Origin of the sequence: Sinorhizobium fredii USDA 257 (genome assembly GCF_000265205.3) — a bacterium.
Taxonomy (GTDB): Bacteria; Pseudomonadota; Alphaproteobacteria; order Rhizobiales; family Rhizobiaceae; genus Sinorhizobium; species Sinorhizobium fredii_B.
The window spans coordinates 197,286-217,186 of record NC_018000.1; the positions used below are offsets into that span (position 1 = coordinate 197,286).

Annotated in this window: 10 protein-coding genes; 5 read left to right on the forward strand and 5 right to left on the reverse strand. The window is 63.6% G+C overall.

Features of this window, described 5'->3' with window-relative positions:
* Positions 1–47: 47 nt before the first annotated feature.
* The 3 genes from secD (at position 48) to USDA257_RS00920 (ending at position 4,588) form a co-directional block, all read left to right on the forward strand.
* Positions 48–2,582 carry a protein translocase subunit SecD gene (secD, locus tag USDA257_RS00910; RefSeq protein ID WP_014760980.1) on the forward strand — a complete coding sequence of 845 codons (2,535 nt, stop codon included), beginning with the start codon at positions 48–50 and terminating at the stop codon, positions 2,580–2,582.
* 503 nt (positions 2,583–3,085) lie between these two features.
* Positions 3,086–3,289: a hypothetical protein gene (locus tag USDA257_RS00915; RefSeq protein WP_014760981.1), complete on the forward strand. Its 204-nt coding sequence runs from the start codon at positions 3,086–3,088 to the stop codon at positions 3,287–3,289.
* Positions 3,290–3,577: 288 nt separating this feature from the next.
* Positions 3,578–4,588, forward strand: coding sequence for a KpsF/GutQ family sugar-phosphate isomerase (locus tag USDA257_RS00920; RefSeq protein ID WP_014760982.1), 1,011 nt, complete (start codon positions 3,578–3,580; stop codon positions 4,586–4,588).
* On the opposite strand, the gene USDA257_RS00925 is transcribed toward USDA257_RS00920, so the two are convergent.
* The 5 genes from USDA257_RS00925 to USDA257_RS00945 all read right to left on the reverse strand — a co-directional run bounded on the left by USDA257_RS00925 (position 4,558) and on the right by USDA257_RS00945 (position 17,440).
* On the reverse strand, positions 4,558–5,889 hold the full coding sequence (locus USDA257_RS00925) for a capsule biosynthesis protein (protein ID WP_014760983.1): 1,332 nt from the start codon (positions 5,887–5,889) through the stop codon (positions 4,558–4,560). The genes USDA257_RS00920 and USDA257_RS00925 overlap by 31 nt on opposite strands.
* A 26-nt stretch (positions 5,890–5,915) precedes the next feature.
* Positions 5,916–7,511, reverse strand: coding sequence for an LTA synthase family protein (locus USDA257_RS00930; RefSeq protein WP_014760984.1), 1,596 nt, complete (start codon positions 7,509–7,511; stop codon positions 5,916–5,918).
* Positions 7,512–7,611: 100 nt separating this feature from the next.
* Positions 7,612–8,415 (reverse strand): SDR family oxidoreductase, encoded by an 804-nt coding sequence (locus tag USDA257_RS00935; RefSeq protein WP_014760985.1) that lies wholly within the window; start codon positions 8,413–8,415, stop codon positions 7,612–7,614.
* A 107-nt stretch (positions 8,416–8,522) separates the two neighbouring features.
* Complete coding sequence (locus USDA257_RS00940; protein ID WP_014760986.1) at positions 8,523–9,938, reverse strand: aminotransferase class I/II-fold pyridoxal phosphate-dependent enzyme; 1,416 nt, start codon at positions 9,936–9,938, stop codon at positions 8,523–8,525.
* Positions 9,935–17,440 carry a type I polyketide synthase gene (locus USDA257_RS00945; protein ID WP_014760987.1) on the reverse strand — a complete coding sequence of 2,502 codons (7,506 nt, stop codon included), beginning with the start codon at positions 17,438–17,440 and terminating at the stop codon, positions 9,935–9,937. The genes USDA257_RS00940 and USDA257_RS00945 overlap by 4 nt, the downstream gene beginning before the upstream one ends.
* 401 nt (positions 17,441–17,841) lie before the next feature.
* On the opposite strand from USDA257_RS00945, the gene USDA257_RS00950 reads away from it, so the two are divergent.
* Together USDA257_RS00950 and pncA are read left to right on the forward strand one after the other, a co-directional pair.
* Positions 17,842–19,029: a polysaccharide biosynthesis/export family protein gene (locus tag USDA257_RS00950; RefSeq protein WP_014760988.1), complete on the forward strand. Its 1,188-nt coding sequence runs from the start codon at positions 17,842–17,844 to the stop codon at positions 19,027–19,029.
* A gap of 233 nt (positions 19,030–19,262) precedes the next feature.
* Positions 19,263–19,862, forward strand: a complete 600-nt coding sequence (gene pncA / locus USDA257_RS00955) for a bifunctional nicotinamidase/pyrazinamidase (RefSeq protein ID WP_014760990.1) — start codon at positions 19,263–19,265, stop codon at positions 19,860–19,862.
* Positions 19,863–19,901: the final 39 nt, after the last annotated feature.

Consider the following 19,901-nt stretch of genomic DNA (forward strand, 5'->3'; position numbering starts at 1 on the left):
CCGAGCAGTGCCAAGACGGCGTGTTCAGGCGTTTTTGGAATTTCCACATGCGTACATCCAGATGGGCGGTTCTCGCCTATGTCGCGATCATTATCTTCGGATGCCTCGCGGCGGTGCCGAGCGTTCTGACGCCGGCCATGCGGGAGCAATTCGCTTCCGTCCTTCCCTTCAAGCCGGTCACCCTCGGCCTCGACCTTCGAGGCGGTTCGCACCTCGTGCTCGAGGTCGACGGGGCGGGGCTTCAGAAGGCTCGCCTCAACTCGCTCCTCGACGACACCCGGCGCGTTCTGCGCGGCGAGCGTGTCTCCGCCTCTTCGGCGCGCATCAGCGGCAACAGCGTGACGGTGAGCGTCACCGACGCTGCCGATCGTGAAAAGGTGCTGCCGAAGCTGCAGGAACTCGCGGCACCCGTCGGTACGGTCGGGTTTGGCGGCTCCGCTGCTGAGCTCGAGGTCACAACGAACGGCGACGTTATCGCGCTCGCCATGACGGAGGCAGGCCTTTCCGATCGCATGACGAAGGCGGTCGAGCAGAGTCTCGAAATCATCCGCAACCGCGTCGACCAGGTCGGTGTCGCCGAGCCGCTGATCCAGCGCATCGGCTCGGACCGCATTCTCGTCCAGCTGCCGGGCCTCCAGGATCCGACGCGCCTTCGCGAGCTCCTCGGCTCGACGGCGCAGATGAGCTTCCACATGCTCGACCAGACCGCCGATGTCACGCAGCCGGCTCCGCGCGGCGTCGATATCCTGCCGGGCGCCAATGATGGCAACAAATATCCGGTCGAAAGCCGCATCGCGATTTCCGGCGAACGGCTCGAAGATGCGAAGGTTGGCTTCGACCAGCGCACGAACCAGCCGGTGGTGGATTTCGCCTTCGACTCACTCGGCGCCCGCCAGTTCGCCGACATCACCCGTGAAAACGTCGGCCGTCCCTTTGCCATCGTCCTCGATGGCAAGGTCCTGACGGCGCCGGTCATCAACGAACCGATTCTCGGCGGCCGTGGCCAGATAAGCGGCAACTTCACGGTCGAGGAGGCAACGGTCCTCTCCGCGCTGCTGCGCTCCGGCGCCCTGCCAGCGCCGCTTACCATCATCGAAGAGCGCTCGGTCGGACCGAACCTCGGCAGCGACTCGATCCGCATGGGTCTCTACACGGGTCTTGCCGGTTTCGGCCTCGTGGTGACGCTGATGGTCGTCCTTTACGGCGCCTGGGGCATGATCGCCAATGTCGGCCTGGTGCTTCACACGATCATGACGATCGGCGTTCTCGGCCTGATCGGGTCGACGCTGACCCTGCCCGGCATCGCCGGTATCATTCTCGGCATCGGCATGGCGGTCGACGCCAACATCCTGATCAACGCGCGTATCCGCGAAGAAACGGAAGCGGGCGCCGGTGCGATGAAGGCGCTCGATGTCGGCTTCAACAAGGCCTATGCGACAATCCTCGATTCCAACGTCACGACGCTTGCCGGCACGGTCCTCTTGTTCTGGCTCGGCAGTGGTCCGGTCCGCGGCTTCGCGGTCACCATGATGCTCGGCATCGTCATCTCGATGTTCACCTCGGTCACCGTCGTGCGCCTGCTGATGCGCGAGGTCGTCGTGCGCCGCAAGATGAAGAAGCTGGAAATCCCGTCGCTCTTCGGGCGCGTCCCGCATCTGCCGACCTTCTCCTTCATGAAGCGTCGCTTCCAGGCCATCGGCTTCTCGGCCTTCCTGTCGATCAGCTCGGTCATCCTGTTCTTCACGCCTGGCCTCAACTACGGCATCGATTTCATCGGCGGCATCCAGGTCGAGGCGGTGTCGAAGGAAAAGATCGACCTGCCGACGCTGCGCCACAGCCTCGAAGAGCTCAATCTCGGCGAGGTGGCGTTGCAGGACTTCGGCGGCGGCCAGTCGGTGCTTATCCGCGTCCAGCGTCAGCCGGGCGGTGAGCAGGAGCAGACGGCGGCGCTGAGCAGGATCAAGGATGCGGTGACGACGGCGATCCCGGGGGCCGCGCTGGAACGGACCGAGGTCGTCGGTCCGACGGTCAGCGGTGAGCTGGCGCGCTCGGGCTTCCTCGCCGTCGGCCTCGCCATGGTGGCGATCCTGCTCTACATCTGGTTCCGCTTCGAATGGCACTTCGCCGTCGGCGCGATCGCGGTGCTATTGCTCGATATCACCAAGACCGTCGGCTTCTTCGCGCTGACCGGCATCGACTTCAACCTGACGGCAATCGCCGCATTGCTGACGATGATCGGCTACTCGGTGAACGACAAGGTGGTCGTCTACGACCGCATGCGCGAGAACCTGCGCAAGTACAAGTCGATGCCGTTCTCCGATCTCATCGACATGAGCATCAACCAGGTGATCGCGCGATGCATCTTCACCTCGATGGCGACGGCGCTTTCGCTGGTGCCGATGGCGATCTGGGGCGGCGAGGCGGTACAGAGCTTCGCGTGGCCGATGATTTTCGGCGTCATCGTCGCGACGACGTCGTCGATCTATATCGGTGGGCCGATCCTCCTGTTCCTCAGCCGCTGGTGGAAGGATCGCGAAGCCAGCCGTTCAGGCGCGCAGCAGCCCGGCGCGCCGGCGGCCTGACGTCACCAAACTATCATTGCCGAACAAACCAGGGGCGCCTCCAGGGGCTGCCCCTTTTTTGTCCGAAAGTCCTGTCTTTATCCGAAGCGTCACTTGTAGGCCGATTCGGTGCTACCTAAATAGGAAAATGCCCTTGCAGGGGACGCAACGGAATTGTCTACGAAGCTAACCAAGCAGAAACAGGGAATTATTTTTCTCCGTCTGGGCTTAGTAGTTGACTAATTTGGTAGATTATTCTAGTTTGCACGCCGTGACGCGGAAGGAGTCCGCCTCACATTGTTCATGAACCGCCGCGGCGCCTCGCGTCGCGCCCAGCCGAAGGAGAGTGACATGTCCGGAATCGTCTCGACCGCTGCCTTCTGCGGCTCGCGTTCCCTTTGTCGTGCAACAGTGAAAGGTCTCATTCGCACGCTTTGCCGAATGTGACTGACTGAACTTACCGAATTCACCTTTTGCCGAGAATTGAAAGATCCGCGCTGAACGCGTGGAGGAGCGTTATTCGCATGAGCAAGCAAGTTATCGAATATGGCGGAGAGGCCGTTGGCGTCGTCGTTCCGGATCAGGACCGGTTCAAGTTCCTGGCGGTCAAGTATCATGTCTGGGATCTCGACGCGAAGCGCTTCGGTTCTGCCGATGAAGCCCGTGCGGCCATAGGACACCTGCTTGCCGGCCAGGGTGCGCCCAAGCACGAAGCTGGCGCGGCGTGATTTCCCCCGCTACCATGATTCCCAGATATTAAATGTAAGCCGCGGTTTCCGCGCGGTTTATGCGCGGGAGCCGTCGATAGGTATGCCGGCGGCAGGCCTTTGCCGCCGCAAACATCTGTGGAAAATCGAATCCATCGACGTGCGCGCCGCGAAAATTGGCTGGTTTGACCGAAACCCGGCGTGGAAAGGCTTGGTTTGCGGGAAAAAAGGGCCTATCTGGCTTCTACGTTCTACGCGAGCCGCTGCAGGCGGGCTTGCGACCATATTGTTTCTGAACCGGGATTGAAGATGGGCTTGCGAAATTTGAAGGCTGAGGGGCATTCTCCAAGCGCCGTTCTGGATTCGATCCGCCGGACGATAACGACGGCAAAGAATGGCATCGAGGCGCTCGCCGAACAACTGGCGACGGACACAGCTTTCGCGCAGAGCCTCATCGATGCCGTCGAACTGATCGGCGACGGGCACGGCCGCGTCGTGGTTTCCGGCGTCGGCAAGAGCGGGCATATCGGCCGCAAGATCGCCGCGACCTTGGCTTCCACCGGCACGTCCGCCTATTTCGTCCACCCGACCGAGGCGAGCCACGGCGATCTCGGCATGGTCACTTCCGATGACGTGCTGATCCTGCTCTCCTGGTCCGGCGAGACGGCGGAACTCGCCAACATGCTGACCTACGCCAAGCGCTTCAAGGTGCCGATCGTGTCGATCTCATCGAACCGCGACAGCATCCTGGCGCGCAATTCCGAAATCGCCCTGGTGCTTCCGAAGGTACCGGAGGCCTGTCCGCACGGGCTGGCACCGACGACCTCGGCTATGCTGCAGCTCGCTGTCGGCGATACGCTGGCGATCGCGCTTCTGGAGCGGCGCGGTTTTTCCGCCGAGGACTTCAAGACTTTCCACCCCGGCGGCAAGCTTGGCGCGCAATTGCGCCTGGTACACGAACTCGCGCATCTGGCCGACCAGATGCCGCTGCTCGCCGTCGGCCGGCCGATGAGCGAAGCTGTCATCGAGATGTCGGCGAAGGGCTTCGGCGTCATCGGTATCATCGACGAAGGCGGTGTGCTCGTCGGCGTCATCACCGATGGCGACTTGCGCCGGCACATGGCCGGCGACCTGCTCAGCCAGCCGGTCGAAGACGTCATGTCGCATCATCCGAAGGTGGTGCAGGCAGACCTACTCGCCAGCGCCGCCATGGAGTTCATGCAGGAGCACAAGGTCACCGTGCTGTTCCTTGTCGACGAGGCGGGGGTACCTGAAGGCATCCTGCATATTCACGACCTGTTGCGCGCCGGCGTTGCCTGACCGGACGCGGCCGCCCTCTTTGCCGGCTTTTGCCGGGGCGGCGGATCGATGAACGCACCGGGTTCGTTGACGGTGTTGCGATGCAGCCGCTCGGCGATAGCGTCAGCTCCGGCATCGGTGCCCGCGACGGAATAGAAATTGCCGCGGACCTGGATCGAGGCCGCCATCAACCGGAACATTGCCGCGCTCAAATCCGGATCCGGTGGCTGCGGCGCCTCCCAGAACGCATCAAGCGGCTGCTGGTCGGTCATGTCTGCAATGTCGAAAACGGCTTTTCCGAGAACCTTCACAGGCTTGCCCTGTTTCAAGGCATGCAGCCCGGCGGTCGAGTTGACCGTCACCATGCCAGCGCTCTTCTCCGTCAGCAGATCCAGATTTCCGCCCTCGAGATAGACGACGCGCGCGCCGATCCCAAGCGCTGCCGCTTGGTGGGTGATGATCCTGCGCCAGGGAATGAGGCTGTTGTCGAGCGGGTGAACCTTGATGGCAAGCTTGGTTGCCGCCGGCGCGTGGCGTGAGAAGGACTGCAGGATGTCGCCGATCGCCTCCTTCTGACTGGTGAAGGGCGAGTGCGCCCGCAATTGGAAGTCGGTCTCGAGTTGCAGCGGATAGACGAAGTAGGACGCTCCTGCGGATGAGAGCGAGGCGATCAATCTATCCGCCGCGTTGCACTGGCGCTTGCTTGTCGTCAGGCGCCTCACCCAGCCAGCATATTCCGCCAGCGGATGAAAGATCGCGTGCCGGCGATAGCCGGGGAAAAGAAACCAGAGGAAGACGTTCGGCAGATTGTAAAGGAGGTCATAGGCCGCTTCGGCAAGGAAGGTCTGGGTATGCCGCCGCCGCCAGTCCGGCTCCGGCAGCCCCGCCGCCGCTCGCAAGATCTGCTGCGGGTCGGCAGGGAAATGCGAGTTGGACGACATGCCGCCGCGTTCGAGCGTCAACCAGTCCGGCCTCAGATAGCCCATTTCGACGACGAAGATCTCGACCCCGAGCCGGCGCGCCGAAGCGACGGCGATCTGGTGGTAGGGGCGTTCCTCGCCGAGGAGGACGAGGTCGCTGACGGAATGGCGGCGGATGAATTCCTCGACGAAACCGGCCCAATTGGTGATCGAGCCGCGATAATTGTGCGCGCCGCCCCGTCGCCAGAAGATCTGGTCGCCGGCATTGAGATTGATGCGCAGGCAGGTATGGCCGTGGGCCTCAAGCCGCGTGGCGATCTTGGCGAAGATCGGCGACGAGGGGCCCTGCAGGAACAGGAATGTCCGTCGTGGCCGCTGCTCAATCGTGGTGCCTGCCTTCATTGCTGCAACTTTCCCCGCGGTCGCTGCTATTGCAGCGCGTCCTTGTGCAGATTGGCGTGCCTGAGCAGCGCACGCAGGAGGTTCCACGGGTCCTCGTCCTGCGGAAGTTTGGGACGGTGATTTGCCGGGCGGGCCTTGGCCAGCGGGACGATGTAATAATCCGTACGCGGGTCGGGAAAAGGATCGGCAAAGGACTTCAGGAGGGGCGCATGATCGCCGTAGAAGACGAGCCATACGGGGCGATCAAGCCTCTCGAGACCGTCGACCAGCTTCTTCAGCGCGGCATCCGATTGCTGAAGGATCGCCAGGTAGATATCGACCGGATTGGTGAGCGTTCCAACGCGACCGGGCTCCCAAGGGCCATGATTGGCCATCGAGGCGACGAAGAAGAGCCCGCTATCGTCGTCGGGAAGCTTCCGCGTCTCCTCCAGGACCCTCGCGGTCAGCGCGGCATCGGAAACGTAAAGGCCGTCTTGAGAGGGATCATGGTCGAAGGCATCGAGCATGGTCAGCTTCTCGAACCCCAATAGCGGCATCGCCTTGTGGCGCAGGAAGAATGTCCGGTCATAGGGATGAATGAAATGCGTGCGCCAGCCGGCCCGCTTCAACTTCCCCGGCCAGACGGCATCGGCATAGTGGGCGGCGCGGAGATAGGGATAGCTCGCATCGACGTGGATATCGTCCGGCACAAGGCCGCTCAACACGGCGAATTCGGTGCGCAGCGTGTAGCCGCCTTCGAAAACGTTGCTCAGCCGGCCCCACTGCACCGCCTGTTGGCGCAGCCTGTCGATCGCCGGCAGCTTGATCGTGTCCACGCCGAAATGCCGCATGTCGATGAAGGATTCCGACTGCCAGACGACGATCAGCGGCGCCTCCTCATGGCCGATCAGATCATGGACCGCGGCGCGCAGGCGTACCGAGAGCTCGGCGACGATCTTCTCGCGCTTGACCCCCAGCCAGACGATGAAGTGGAAGACCACCGAGCCGAAGGTGCCGAAGCGCACCGTGCTCATCTTGAGGTTGACCTTCTTTCCCACCAGCCGCTGCACGAGTGCCGCCGTCGGGCGGTTGACGGGGCCGTAGAAAAGCAGGAGCCAGGGTCCGGCGGCGATCACGATCATCACCAGAATCCAGAACAGCTTGTCTCTGGCCGGAAGGGCCGTCGGCTCGAAATACATATAGAGGCCCGAGACGCCGAAGACGTAGAGAAAGGCGACGACCCAGAACACGACGTTCAGCGACGTCGCGTAGAAGATTGACTTGTATTTGAACACGTCGGCGACGAGGGCGATGTCCGAGAAGACCAGCGGCTCGCGTATGAACTTGAATTTTGCACGGGAGATGCCGGTGAAGATGATGAAGAAGCTCATCGTCCCGGCAGCCGCGTAGAGCGGCCGCCAGGAGATCGCGAAGAAGCCGGCAAAAACGAGTGCTATAACCGGCAGCCTGGCGAGGACATCGACGATATCCTGGTTGCGGCCATGGGGAGATGCATTCTTTCGCCGCTCGCGCTTCGGCAGCGCAAAGCGGTCGGTGAAGAAGATCACCCCGCAGGACAGCAGATAGCAGCCGAGCGTCAACGCTGCTGGATAGTCGTGCAATTCAAAGGGCAGTAGCGCCAATCCGTTACCTTCGAGCCATTTCCGCGCCGCGCCGGCAGGTCTCCGCCCGACACTTAAATGCTAACGACGGCGGGCACAAGCGCGGCAGGGCGCTCGACAGTCACCGTCCACGGCTGCGCGCGATCGCCCGGTCGAACCACCAGTCGACGAGCGGCCGAACGGCGGGTCCGAAGCGCCCGAGGAGGAAAAGCGTGAGGCCGAAATAGATTTCGAACCGTTTCCCTTCGACGCCTTTGACGATCTTCCGGGCAACGGCTTCGGCGCTCCAGGGACGGACGGCACCCATCACCACGCTTGCTTCGCGCGGGCGCTCTGCGATTTCCCGCTCGAACTGCGGCGTCTCCGTATCCGGTGGAAAGCTCACCGATACGCCGACGCCATGGCAGCGGGCTTCGCTGCGCAGCGCCTCGGCAAAGCCGCGCAGGGCGAACTTCGACGCGCAATAGGACGTGTAGCCGTAGATGCCGATCAGTCCGGAACCCGAGGAGATCATCACGATATGCCCGGTGCGCCGCCGCGCCATGTCCGGGTAGACGGCGCGTACCGCGTGCACGGTGCCGGAAAAATTCGTTTCCATCTGGCGGCGAAAGGCGGCGCTCGACATGTCTTCGAAAGGTGCCGGTTCGACAACGCCCGCGGAGGTCACGAGAACATCGCAGGGGCCCAGCGCCTCGACGCAGCGGCCGATCGCCGAGCCGATCGCTTCCTCCCTCGCGACATCGGCGGTTTCGATATGGATATCCTCGGCCCGGGCACCGTATTTGGCGACGAGCTTCCGTGCCGCCAGTTCCAGAGGATCGCGCGAGCGCGCAATGAGCGACAGCCGCGCGCCGCGGACCGCATACAGGGATGCGAGTGCCAGGCCGATGCCGCTGGAACCGCCGGTTATGATCACATGGGTCATGCAGTTAGCCTGCCTGCCGCCGCGGCTTTGACGCGAGCGGCGATCTATTCTAGGAAGTCGGAGCGGGATTTGGGCGGAAAACCGCGCACGCTTTTCCTCATCCCGCTCTAGCGCGCCGAGAGCGCCTTCAGCATCTGGTCGATATCGACGCCGCCGAGGCCGAAATTCCGTTCAGTGAGATCCGTCAGGCGCTCGGCGGTCAGCGTCACGGTGCGGCGGATCTGCTCCTCCGTATGCTCGCTGGTGATGAAATAACGCAGCCGCGCCATGCCTTCCGGGACGGCGGGATGGATGATCGGCAGCACGTTGATGCCGGCGGCGTGCAGGTCGTTCGAAAGCTGTACCGCCCTGAGGGAATCGCCAACGATCACCGGCACGACCGAGTAACCGCCGCTCAAGCCGGTGTCGAGACCGGCCTCCCGGGCGAGTTTCAGGAACAGGGCGCCATTGCGCCTCAGCGCTGCGGTGCGCTCCGGCTCCCGTTCGAGAACGTCGAGGCTCGCAACCGCCGACGCGCCGAGAACGGGCGCGAGGCCGACGCTGTAGACGAAGCCGCCGGCCGACGCCTTGAGCACCGCCGCAAGTGCCTCGCTGCCGGCGATGTAGCCGCCGCAGCTCGAAGTGGTTTTCGACAGCGTTCCCATCCAGATGTCGACCTCGTGCGGATCGACGCCGAAATGCTCCGCCAGGCCCTTGCCCCGTCGGCCCAGGACGCCCAGCGAATGGGCTTCGTCCACCATCAGCCAGAAGCCGAATTCGGCCTTGAGCTTCAGAAGTGCCGGCAAGTTGGCGACGTCGCCATCCATCGAATAGATGCCTTCGACGATCACCATGATGTGGCGATAGTCGCCGGAAACGGTGCGCAGCACATGTTCCAGGTCGGCCGTGTCGTTGTGCTTGAACAGGCGGCGCGCGGCGCCCGAAAGCTTGATGCCGGCAAGGGCGCTGTTGTGGATGAACTCGTCATGGATGACGAGGTCCTTTGGCCCCAACAGGCAGCCGATGGCGGCCACATTGGTGAGATAGCCGCTGACGAAGCAAACGGCCGCATCGACGCCGTAGAAGCGGGCGATCCGCTCCTCGAGCTCGACATGCACCGGTCTTTCGCCCGCAACAAGCCTGCTCGCCGAGGCGGAAATCCCGAAGGTTTCGATCGTCTCGCGCGCCCTGTCGAGCACGTGGGCGTGTCTGTTCAGGCCGAGATAGTCATAGGAAGCGAAGTTGATGAGCTTGCGCCCGTCGATCACCGTCGTCGCGCCCGCCGCCGTCTGATGCGCCCGATAGAACGGATTGGCGATGCCGAGCTGCTCGCTCGCGAACTTCTGTGTCTGCACTTGCTTATATTCCGGCAGGTCCTCGAAGCGAGCTTGTTGGCGACGCGGGGCAGGCGGCAAGTCCCGCTCCGAGCGCGCCATCCGGTTGCGCTCGGAGGATTGATGGGTGTTCCTCATCCTGTCCAGCAGGTTCTCCTTCAGACTGCTGTTCATCTTGGAGAAGGTCTGGCCGTTTCCGTCGTTGCTCATTGGCTCAGTGCTTTTTCCTTGGCTGCTCCGATATGGCGTTGCGTCAGTTCGGTGACGAGCTTGTCGTCGGTGGTCTCGGCCTCGTCGCTCTGATCGCGCTTGCTTACCTTTTCATAGAGCTTGCGCGCAACGTCTCCGACGGTCGTGCTGTCGGCGACACCGCTGAGCGGCATGTCGAATCCGGTATTCTGTTGGAAGCTGATGCCGAGCTCGACCGCCATCAGGCTGTCGAGGCCGATTTCCTTCAGGATCTTGCCGCGCGTCACCGTATCCTTGGCCACGCGGAGAATGGCGGCGATCTCGCTCGCGACCAGATCGAACAGGATGTCCTCCGCCTCCTGCGGCGACTTGCCCTCGATCATTGCGACGAGGTCCAGCTTGGTGCCTTCTGCGCCGGAGGCGTGCTGGTCGGCGCCGCGCAGGATCACCTCGAAGAGGGCGTTGCGGGCCACCGGGAGATTGCGCGCCGCCGCCCAGTCGATCTCCGAGATCATCACCACCGCGGCATCGACGCTGCCCGGATCGGCAGCGATATGGCTCTCCACCATATCGAGCGCCACCTGGGCCTTGAGCGCCGTCTTGCCGATGCGCTTGGCGAGAAGGTCGTTCACCTCCGCGTTCTGCGTCAGATAACCCGCATCGGCGATGGCGCCGAAGCCGACTGCCAGCCCCGCCAGCCCCTCCGAGCGGCGTGCGCGGGCGAGACCCTCGAGATAGCCGTTGGCGGCGACATAGTTGGCCTGGCCCGGATTGCCGACGAGCGTCGTTGCCGAGGAGAACAGGATAAAGTTGTCGAGCGTGTCCGCGCGCGTCAGCCGGTCGAGGATCGCCGCGCCCTTCGCTTTCACGTCGATGACCGGCCGGTTGCGTCCGCGGGTGAGGTTGCTGATCAGCGCATCGTCGAGCACCATTGCCGCATGCACGATCGAGCGCAGCGGCGCCTGCGACCGAAGGGTCGCGAGAAGCGTTTCGACGGCAGCGGCATCGGTGACGTCGCAGGCGTGCAGCGAGGCCGCCACGCCGGCTTTCTTCCAGCGATCGATCATCGCGCTCGTCGCGGCATCCGGTTGGCCACGGCGCGAGCAGAGCGCGATGTTGCGCGCTCCCTTCTCGACGAGCCAATTGGCCGCCATCAGTCCGAAGCCGCCGATGCCACCGACGACCAGATGCATGCCGTCCGGATCGACCTTCATGCCCCGGCGCCGCTTCGCGGCGATCTCGTGCTGGCCGGCGACCGGCGGCAGCACGACGATCTTGCCGATATGGCCGGCGTTCTGCATGAGCCGGAAGGCATTGCCGATTTCGTCGAAATCGAAGGCACGATAGGGAAGCGGCGTCAGCCTGCCCTCATCGAACAGTTCGCCGATCTCCATGAAGATGCGCCTGGTCAGCTCCGGCTGGTTGACGAGGAGCTGGTCGGCGTCGATCCCGAAATAGCTGACGTTGCGGCGGAACGGCCGGAGGCCGATCTTGCTGTCGGCGTAATAGTCGCGCTTGCCGAGTTCCAGGAACCGGCCGAAGGGTTTGACGAGGGCAAGGCTCTGCTCCATCGCCTCGGCGAAGAGCGAGTTGAGGACGAGATCCACGCCTTCCCCGCCGGTGACGGCACGAACTTCGTTGACGAAGCCGAGCGACCGGGAATCGAAGACGTGGTCGGCTCCGAGCATTGTCAGGAAACGCCGCTTCTCGCGGGTACCGGCCGTCGCGATGACGTTGGCGCCCTTCAGCTTGGCAACCTGGAGTGCGGCGAGGCCGACCCCGCCGGCAGCGCCGTGGATGAGGATCGTCTCGCCGGCCCGGATTCGGCCGAGCTCGACCATCGCATAATAGGCAGTGAGGAAGGCGACCGGCAGGGTGGCGGCGGCCACCGGGCTGATCGTCTGCGGCAGTTTGGCGACGCCCGCCCGGGAGACGACCGCGTGTGTCGAGAAGGCGGAGGAGGCGATCGCCATGACCGCATCGCCGACCGCGAGATCGTCAATGCCCTCGCCGACTTCGACCACATGGCCGGAAAGCTCCATGCCGATCGTCGCACCGGCGAAGCCGTCTTCAAGCGCTTCTTCCGGCAACAGGCCCATGGCCCACATGACATCGCGGAAGTTGAGCCCCGTGGCGGCAACGGAGACGACGATTTCACCCAGTCCGGCCCGCGGCACGTCGGTTTCTTCCCAGGCGATGCTGCTCACCTGGGAACTGACGCGCTGGCGAATGGTCGCGGCCGGGAAAGCGCCGGTCTTTCCTTCGGTCTTGGCGGCGGGGCCGGATACGGCGCGGATCTCCGAGACCAGGCCCGTCTTCCGATCAAGCAGCCATTCGCGGTTCGAGCCTTCGATCGCGAGCAGCGGCAGCGCCGAGGCAAGCAACTCCACATGATCCGTTTCCGCGTGGTCGCAGACATCGAGCGCGTGAACGTCGAGGAACTCGTACTCGTTTTGCAACACGCGGACGAATGTCCACAATCCCGAATTCACGCCTGAGCTTGCCGATTCCGACACCGGAGCGCCGCCCGGTGCGACCAGCACGAGACGGGGACGCTCGGCTCCGGCAGGCTCGCCGTTTCCAACGCGCTGCTTCAGCGCTTCGGCAAAGGCGCTGAGCGCCAGCACCTGCGTCTGCAGCAAGTCGGAGTCTTCGTCGCCAATCTGGTCTCCTGTCGCAGAGACGAACACCGCGCGGACCGGCGTTCCGTCGAGCCTGTCGAGCGCTGCCCCGAGCGCGGCGACATCAGCGGCCATGTCGCCAGAGACGACGACCGGGATGGCCTCGGCTGGGACCGAACTGGGCAGGGTGCCCGTTTCGATCAGCAAAAAGGGAACCACGCCAGCCTCGCTGGTCATCGGCCCTGTCGCGATGCTCGTGCCGCGCGCTTCGATCAGAATCGTATGGCCATGCGGGCACTCGCAATCGCTGACGTCGACCTCGTTGAGCTCGAGATCGGCCAGACATTTCTGCCAGTGCGACGCAGCGGCGAGCCTGCCGATCGGGAACTCCGCCGTCTGACTGCGTTGGAACCAGCCGTCGGAGAGGCCGAAGGCGAAGTCACCGAAGATCGACGGAGCACTGACGGCAGCAACGAGCGCGCCGCTTTCCCGCAACATCGAACGCAGCGCGGAGCGGACTCCGGCTTCCTCTTCGATCAACGGGTACAGGTTGTCGGAAGCGCTGACGGCGAGATCGAAGGGCCCGATCGCAGCGAATTCGCTCTTCTTCAGAATGCGCACATGGGCGTCTTCCTCGAAAGCGATCTCGAGATTGCGCTGGGCATTGTCGCGCGGCTCGACGACCGAAAGGGTCGTTCCATGCCTTGCCGCCAGGTCGGCCAAGCGCCGCGTGAAGCCGGCGGAGACACTGCCCAACTCGACGATGCGCAGGCGCGCGCCGCCCACCTGTGCGTCCAGGGCCTGTTCGACCATGCCGAGGACCTGATCCATGCGTGAACGACTTGCCACCGAGTGGACGGCCTGGTGATCGAGCGTCGCCTCGCTGATAAAGCCGGCGTTGAAAGCCGCCGTTTCTCCGTCGGCCGTTCGCGCCAGCAGCATATCGAGACGGCTCAGCGCTTCCGCATAGGCGTTGTTGATCAGTACCGCTTCCACGGCGCGGTCGGGGCGCTCGCCATAGAGTTCGCCGAGAATCTCCTCGACGGAGGGAAGCGTAAACTCCGGCGCGACTCTCCAGCTGCCGTTCTGATGTTCGCAGAGCCCCGCGTCCTCGAGAGCGTAGAAGCAGTTCGTTAAGAAGCATTGAAACGCGAAATCGCCGGGCAACCGATTGTCCGGGATCGTGCTCTTTCCGCGCGCCAGCTTGTGCGCGATCTCATGACAGGCGCGATAGATGGCTGCATTGAAGAGCAGCGTTGCATTGTCCACGCCGCTGTTGGCGGCGGCCGGTTCCGTCAGCTTCGCGGGGACCGCCCCCGCGCGCTTCGTGCCGGGCAGGATCACGTCGGACAGCACCGCCTCATAATGGAAGGATAGGCTGTCGAGCGTCTTGTGCTTGCGCAGATAGGTCCGGCGGAAACGACAATCGTCGAAATGCGCAATCGGTTCGCCCGCCGCATCGAAGAAATGGAACCGGGCCTTGATCGAATTGGCGCTGACGCTGTCGATCTCAACCGTCGCACGCGCAATCGGCCGGCCTGCATTGACGACGCGCACTGAACCGAAGCGGACCGGAATATAAGGCGCGCCGCCCTTGTCGCCGGTGAAGCGATCGAAGAGCGCCACCAGCCCGTGGAAGGTCGCGTCGACGGAGATCGGGTGGAGTGCATAGCTGACGAGGGGATGCCCCGATCCAGCCGGAGCCTTCAGTTCGACATCGATCAGCCGCTCCCCGTAGGCGACCGCCCGGGTCAGCAATTGGAAATGCGGGCCGTAGTCGAGCCCGAAATGCTTGGCCGTGTCATAGGCCCTTGCCGGAGTGACGATGCCTGTCTTGGCCAGGCCGGAGATGGGTGGATGCCTTCCGTTCGCACCGGCTATCGGCTTGCGGCTTCTCGCCACCGCATGCACCGTCCAGTCGTCCTCCGACAGGCGCTCACGCGAACGGATCTCGATGTCGCCCGTCTCCGGCGACAGGATGGTCGAGAGTTCCACGATCCGGCTGTCGCTGAGTTCGAGCGGCCGCACGATCTCGAGATTGGTGATCTCGACCTCGTCGCTGCCATAATATTGCTGTGCCGCGGAGACGGCGATCTCGATGAAACCGCTGCCCGGCAGGATCGCCTTGCCGTCGACGACGTGTTCGGCGAGATCCGGGAAAAGATGCGCGTCGACATGGTTTTTCCAGCTGCCGCTGTTGGGATCGCCGCGCCAGCCAATAAGGCGGTAGGCCTTGCCGGAGCGGCCGAAGAGGTCGGTCGCATCGGTGGTGGTCTGCGGGCGCAGCTCGATAGGCTCGAACGGCAGGCTCGGCAGCTCTATGAACGCGTCGCGCTTGCCGTAGACACGCGGCCGGTCGACCGCTGCACCGTGCGCGACGGCCCGCGCCATCGATGCGGAGATCGGGTCCTGCCCCCTCTCTCCGTCATCGCGAAGCAGGGTCGGCACCACCGCTGCCGGAACCGCCGCCTGCTTGATCGTCTCCTTGACATAGGAGGCGAGGATCGGTCGCGGAGAGATTTCGATGAACAACCGGCAGCCGAGCACGAGCGCGGCATCGGTGGCCGCTTGGAAGCGCACCGGTTCGCGGACATTCCTCCACCAGTAATCCGGCTCGAGCTCCGTACCGTCGAGAGCACTGCCGGTGACCGTCGAGAGGTAGGTCAGCTCCGTCCGACGCGGAGCGATATCGGGAATATCGGCAAGGAATGCCTCTTTCGCCTGATCGATAATCGGATGGTGGAACGGGTAGTTGATGTCGAGGATCTGGACGGGGATCTTCGCCTTGCGGGCGGCGTCGCGGAACGCGGTGACCTCGTGTGCCGGGCCGGAAATCGTCACCGAATTATGCGCGTTGACGGCTGCGACGCAGACCTCGTCGAGGCCCCGCGCCTGCGCGAAGGCGGCGGCCGCCTCCTCGCCGAGCATCACGGCTGCCATCGTGCCCTCGCCCGCAAGCAGGTCCTGGTGCAGCGAGCGCTTTGCGACGATCGACACGGCATCGACCAGCGACAGGGCGCCTGCCGCATAGGCCGCGGCGATCTCGCCGACCGAATGCCCGAACACGGCGGTCGGCTTGATGCCCATCGCCACGAGCGAGTCGGAAAGCGCCGCCTGGATCGCGAACAGCAGCGGCTGGGCGACCTTGGTGTCCGCGAGCCTCTTGTCCAGCTCCGGATCGGTCAGCAGGTCCTTGAGATCGATATCCGAGTGGAACTTGAAGAGCGCACTGACCGAGGTGAAGGACTGACGGAAGTGCAGGTTCTCGCGGAAAGCCTCGACGCCCATGCCGGCCCATTGCGAGCCGTTGCCGGAGAAGACGAAGGCGACCTGCGCATTCTTGAGCGGCGCCTCGCCGACTTCCCCGATATCGGAACCTGGCTTCTCGAGGTAGCTGGCGATCGCCCGGACGATGTCTTCGGGATGGTCGCTGCGCGCGGCAAAACGGTGGCGCATATGGGTGCGGTTCGCGCCCGAGGCGGCGATGATGGCCCGCGTCTCTTCCTTGGAGGCACCCGCAAACGTTGCCTTGTAGTCCCGGAGCAGGTTTTCGAGGCTCGACTGCGTGTGGGCGCTCGCGAGAAACACTTGTCCCGCCGAGCCGGCCGTGGCCCTCTCCTGCGGGACCGGGTCCGGATCGCTGATGACGACATGGGCGTTGGCGCCACCGAAGCCGAAGGAGTTGATGCCGGCGAGCCGGGCGCGCTTGCCCTTCAGGAGTTCGATCGGATTGGCCGTCACGCGAACATTGAGGCTGTCGAAATCGATATGCTCGTTCGGCGTATCGAAATGCAGCGACGCCGGAAGGTAATTGTGCTCGAGCGCCAACACGGCCTTCATCATGCCGAACAGGCCCGAAGCCGGCTCGGTGTGGCCGATATTCGACTTGATGGAGCCGATCGGCACCGGAGCCCGGCGCTTGGCGCCGATGACCGTGCCGATGGACCACACCTCCGCCGGGTCTCCGACCTTGGTGCCGGTGCCGTGGCCTTCGACGAAGGCCACCTGGTTGGCGTCGATGCCGTTGCCCTCGTAGATGGCTTTCAGCAGATTGGCCTGCGCCTCGCGCGAAGGGAGCGAGATGCCGTTGGTGCGACCGGCCGAGTTGACGCCGGAGGCGACGATCCTCGCATAGCTCCGGTCCCTTTCCCGACGGGCCCGGTCCGAGCGCCGCAGGACGAAGACGACGCCGCCTTCCGCCCGGACATAGCCGGCGCCGTCATTGTCATAGGCGCGGCAGAGGCCCTCCGGCGACAGCATGCGCGCCTGGGCGAAGCCGACGAAGGGGAGGGGATGAGCGAGAATATTGACGCCGCCGACGATCGCCGTATCGATCTCGCCGGCGTTGAGCGCCCGCATCGCCTGGTCGAGCGCGACGAGCGAGGAGGAACAGGCAGTATCGACCGTCATGCTCGGGCCACTCAGCCCGAAGACGTGCGATATGCGGTTGGAGACGATCGAGAGCGTATTGCCCGTCATGAAATAGGGGCCGGCGGCAGCCGGGTCCTCGACCGTCAGGTTGGCGTGATCGAGGCTCGATGCGCCGACATAGACGCCGACATTCTCCCCGTGCAGCGACGCTATCGATATATTTGCGTCCTCGAGCGCACGCCAGGCGAGCTGCAGCAGCACTCGCTGCTGCGGGTCCATATACATCGCCTCGCGCTGCGACATGCCGAATACGGCCGGGTCGAAATCGTAGATCGTCTCGAGAACGCCGGCGGCGAACGAATAGGTTTTGCCCTGCGTTCCCATCACCGGGTGCCAGAAGCGCGCCAAGTCCCAACGATCGCCCGGCACGCTGGTAACGGTGCACATGCCCTGACGCAGAATTTTGAAGAGCGCCTGCGGCGATTGCGCTCCAGGTGCCAGGCATGCACGCCCTATGATTTCAACAGTCATGTATGATCAAACGCTCTAGAACTGCCCTTAAATTGTCCTAGCCAATTGCAGAGCCAAACGAAAATTGCAACCGACGATACATTTGCTGGGTGGTTTTCCCCTTTAATGTCCCCCCTGCTGTATTAGCGAGCTTTTAACCCATAGTGCCTAGCTTTCAACCCCAAAGGCCTAGATAAACGTCCCGCCGCCCGCGTCCAACACAATTACGGCGACAGTTCGTAACCGATTTCGAGCGGGTATGACCGGAAAGGCGCAGTGCCGAATATTTTGGCCGGCTTAACGGCGGGTGGCTTGTTGTGGGACGGCGATTGTGCTTTTCAGGGACCGGCGGATCCTGCCGGGAAGGATGCGGCGCAGATCTTTGAACAGAATCATCGCTGTGCCGAATACGGAGTGAAGTAGTGAAACGAGTGACTGCCCTTCTGCTTTGTACCGCACTTGCGGGATGTCAGGCTGTACCGGGCGAGGGGCCACTGACAAGCGCCATCGTCGCAGAAGCCGGCCAGTCGGGATCGGAGATCGGCAGGAGGAACGCCACCGTTTTCGACATCATCGATATCGACGGCCAGTCCGCACGGCTCGTTTCCGAATATGTGGCGACGACGCTGAGCCGCCGCTTCGGCATTGGCGGCGGGGTCGGCCAGGTAGTGATCGGCGTCGGCGACCAGTTGAAGGTCACCATCTTCGAGGCGGGCAGCGACGGCCTGTTTTCCACAACGGAATCGAAACAAACGAGCATCGACCTCGTCGTCCAGCCGGACGGCAAGGCGGCAATCCCCTATGTCGGCTCCGTTCGCTTCGCCGGCTTGACGCTGGAGCAGGCGCGCCAGGCGATCCTCGACGCGTTGAAGCAGAAGGCCGTGGAGCCGGACGTCATTGTCACCAGCACCTCGACCGCGTCGCGCATCGTCACCGTCTCCGGCGCCGTCGGCCGCCCGTCGGTGGTGCCGCTCAATCTCGTCAGCGAAACGATCAACGAGGTCATCGCCAAGGCCGGTGGTCCCTCGGCGCAGCCCTACGAGACCTATGTCACGCTGGTGCGCGGCAAGAAGACCGGAACGGTTCTGCTGAAGTCGATCATCGAGAGCCCGTCGGAAAACATCCATGTCAAGCAGGGCGACCAGATTTTCGTTACCCGCGACCCGCGCACCTTCACGATCCTCGGCCAGGTGCGGGCCAACCAGCGCGTCGAATTCGGCGCCAACGATCTGAACCTGCTCGAAGCCGTGGCGCTGGCCGGCGGCGGGGCGGATCGCACCATCGATGCGAAGGGCTATTTCGTCTTCCGCTACGAGGAGCCGGACATCGTCATGAGCCTGCTCGGCCGGGAGCGTTTCAACACGATGCTGAGCAAGGGCATGCAGCCCGACAGGGTCGGCCGCTATCCGATCGTCTACCGTTTCAACATGACGAACCCCGACAGTTTGATCGTCGGACAGACCTTCCCGATCAAGAACCGCGACGTCATCTACGCCTCGCGCCACCCCTCGGTCGACATCTCCAAGTTCATGGAATTCATCGCGCGGCCGATCGGCATTGCGAATTCCGGCGTCAGCATCGCCGACAACCTGAACGATCTCAACAATTGATGGTCACGTGGGGGAGTCACGTCCCCACAGGCCACGCTTCTGAAACGGAGCCGCGCCCGCCCGCGCCGCGCGTTAACATCCTAGAATCGATCGCCTTTAGAGGCTTGCCATCATTCGCGCCGAGCGGCCGCCGCCGGTGAACATGCTTGCCGCCTCGCGCGTTCTGTGATTGATCTTGCGCTTAAATCGATTTGCCGACCGCCAATGTCCGCCGGCGATCGCGAGGAGTGGCCATGGCTGAAGATGCCCTGATCGTCATCGACATGCAAAATGACTTCTGCCCGGGCGGCGCGCTCGCGGTCGAGGATGGCGATGAAGTCGTGCCGATCGTCAACCGCCTCATCGAAGGGGCCCGGCACGTCATCCTGACGCAGGACTGGCACCCGGCCGGCCATTCGAGCTTCGCGTCGAGCCATCCCGGCAAGGCGCCTTTCCAGACGGTGACGATGCCCTATGGCGAGCAGACGCTTTGGCCCGATCATTGCGTCCAGGGCAGCCCGGGCGCCGATTTTCACCCCGCTTTGCGGTGGACGACGGCGGAACTGATCGTGCGCAAGGGGTTCCGCACCGAAATCGACAGCTATTCGGCCTTCTTCGAGAACGACCACCGGACCCCGACGGGCCTCGCCGGCTATTTGCACGAGCGTGGAATATCCAAGGTGACCCTCTGCGGTCTGGCAACCGATTTCTGCGTCGCCTACTCGGCGCTCGATGCAGTCGCCCAGGGTTTTTCGACCTCCGTCGTGCTCGGCGCCTGTCGCGGCATCGATCTCAACGGATCGCTTGCCGCGATGACTGGGCGTATGCGCGAGGCGGGCGTCGAGTTGCTCTAGCCCGAAGCAGGATCAATCGATCGCTATGGCCCATGGGGA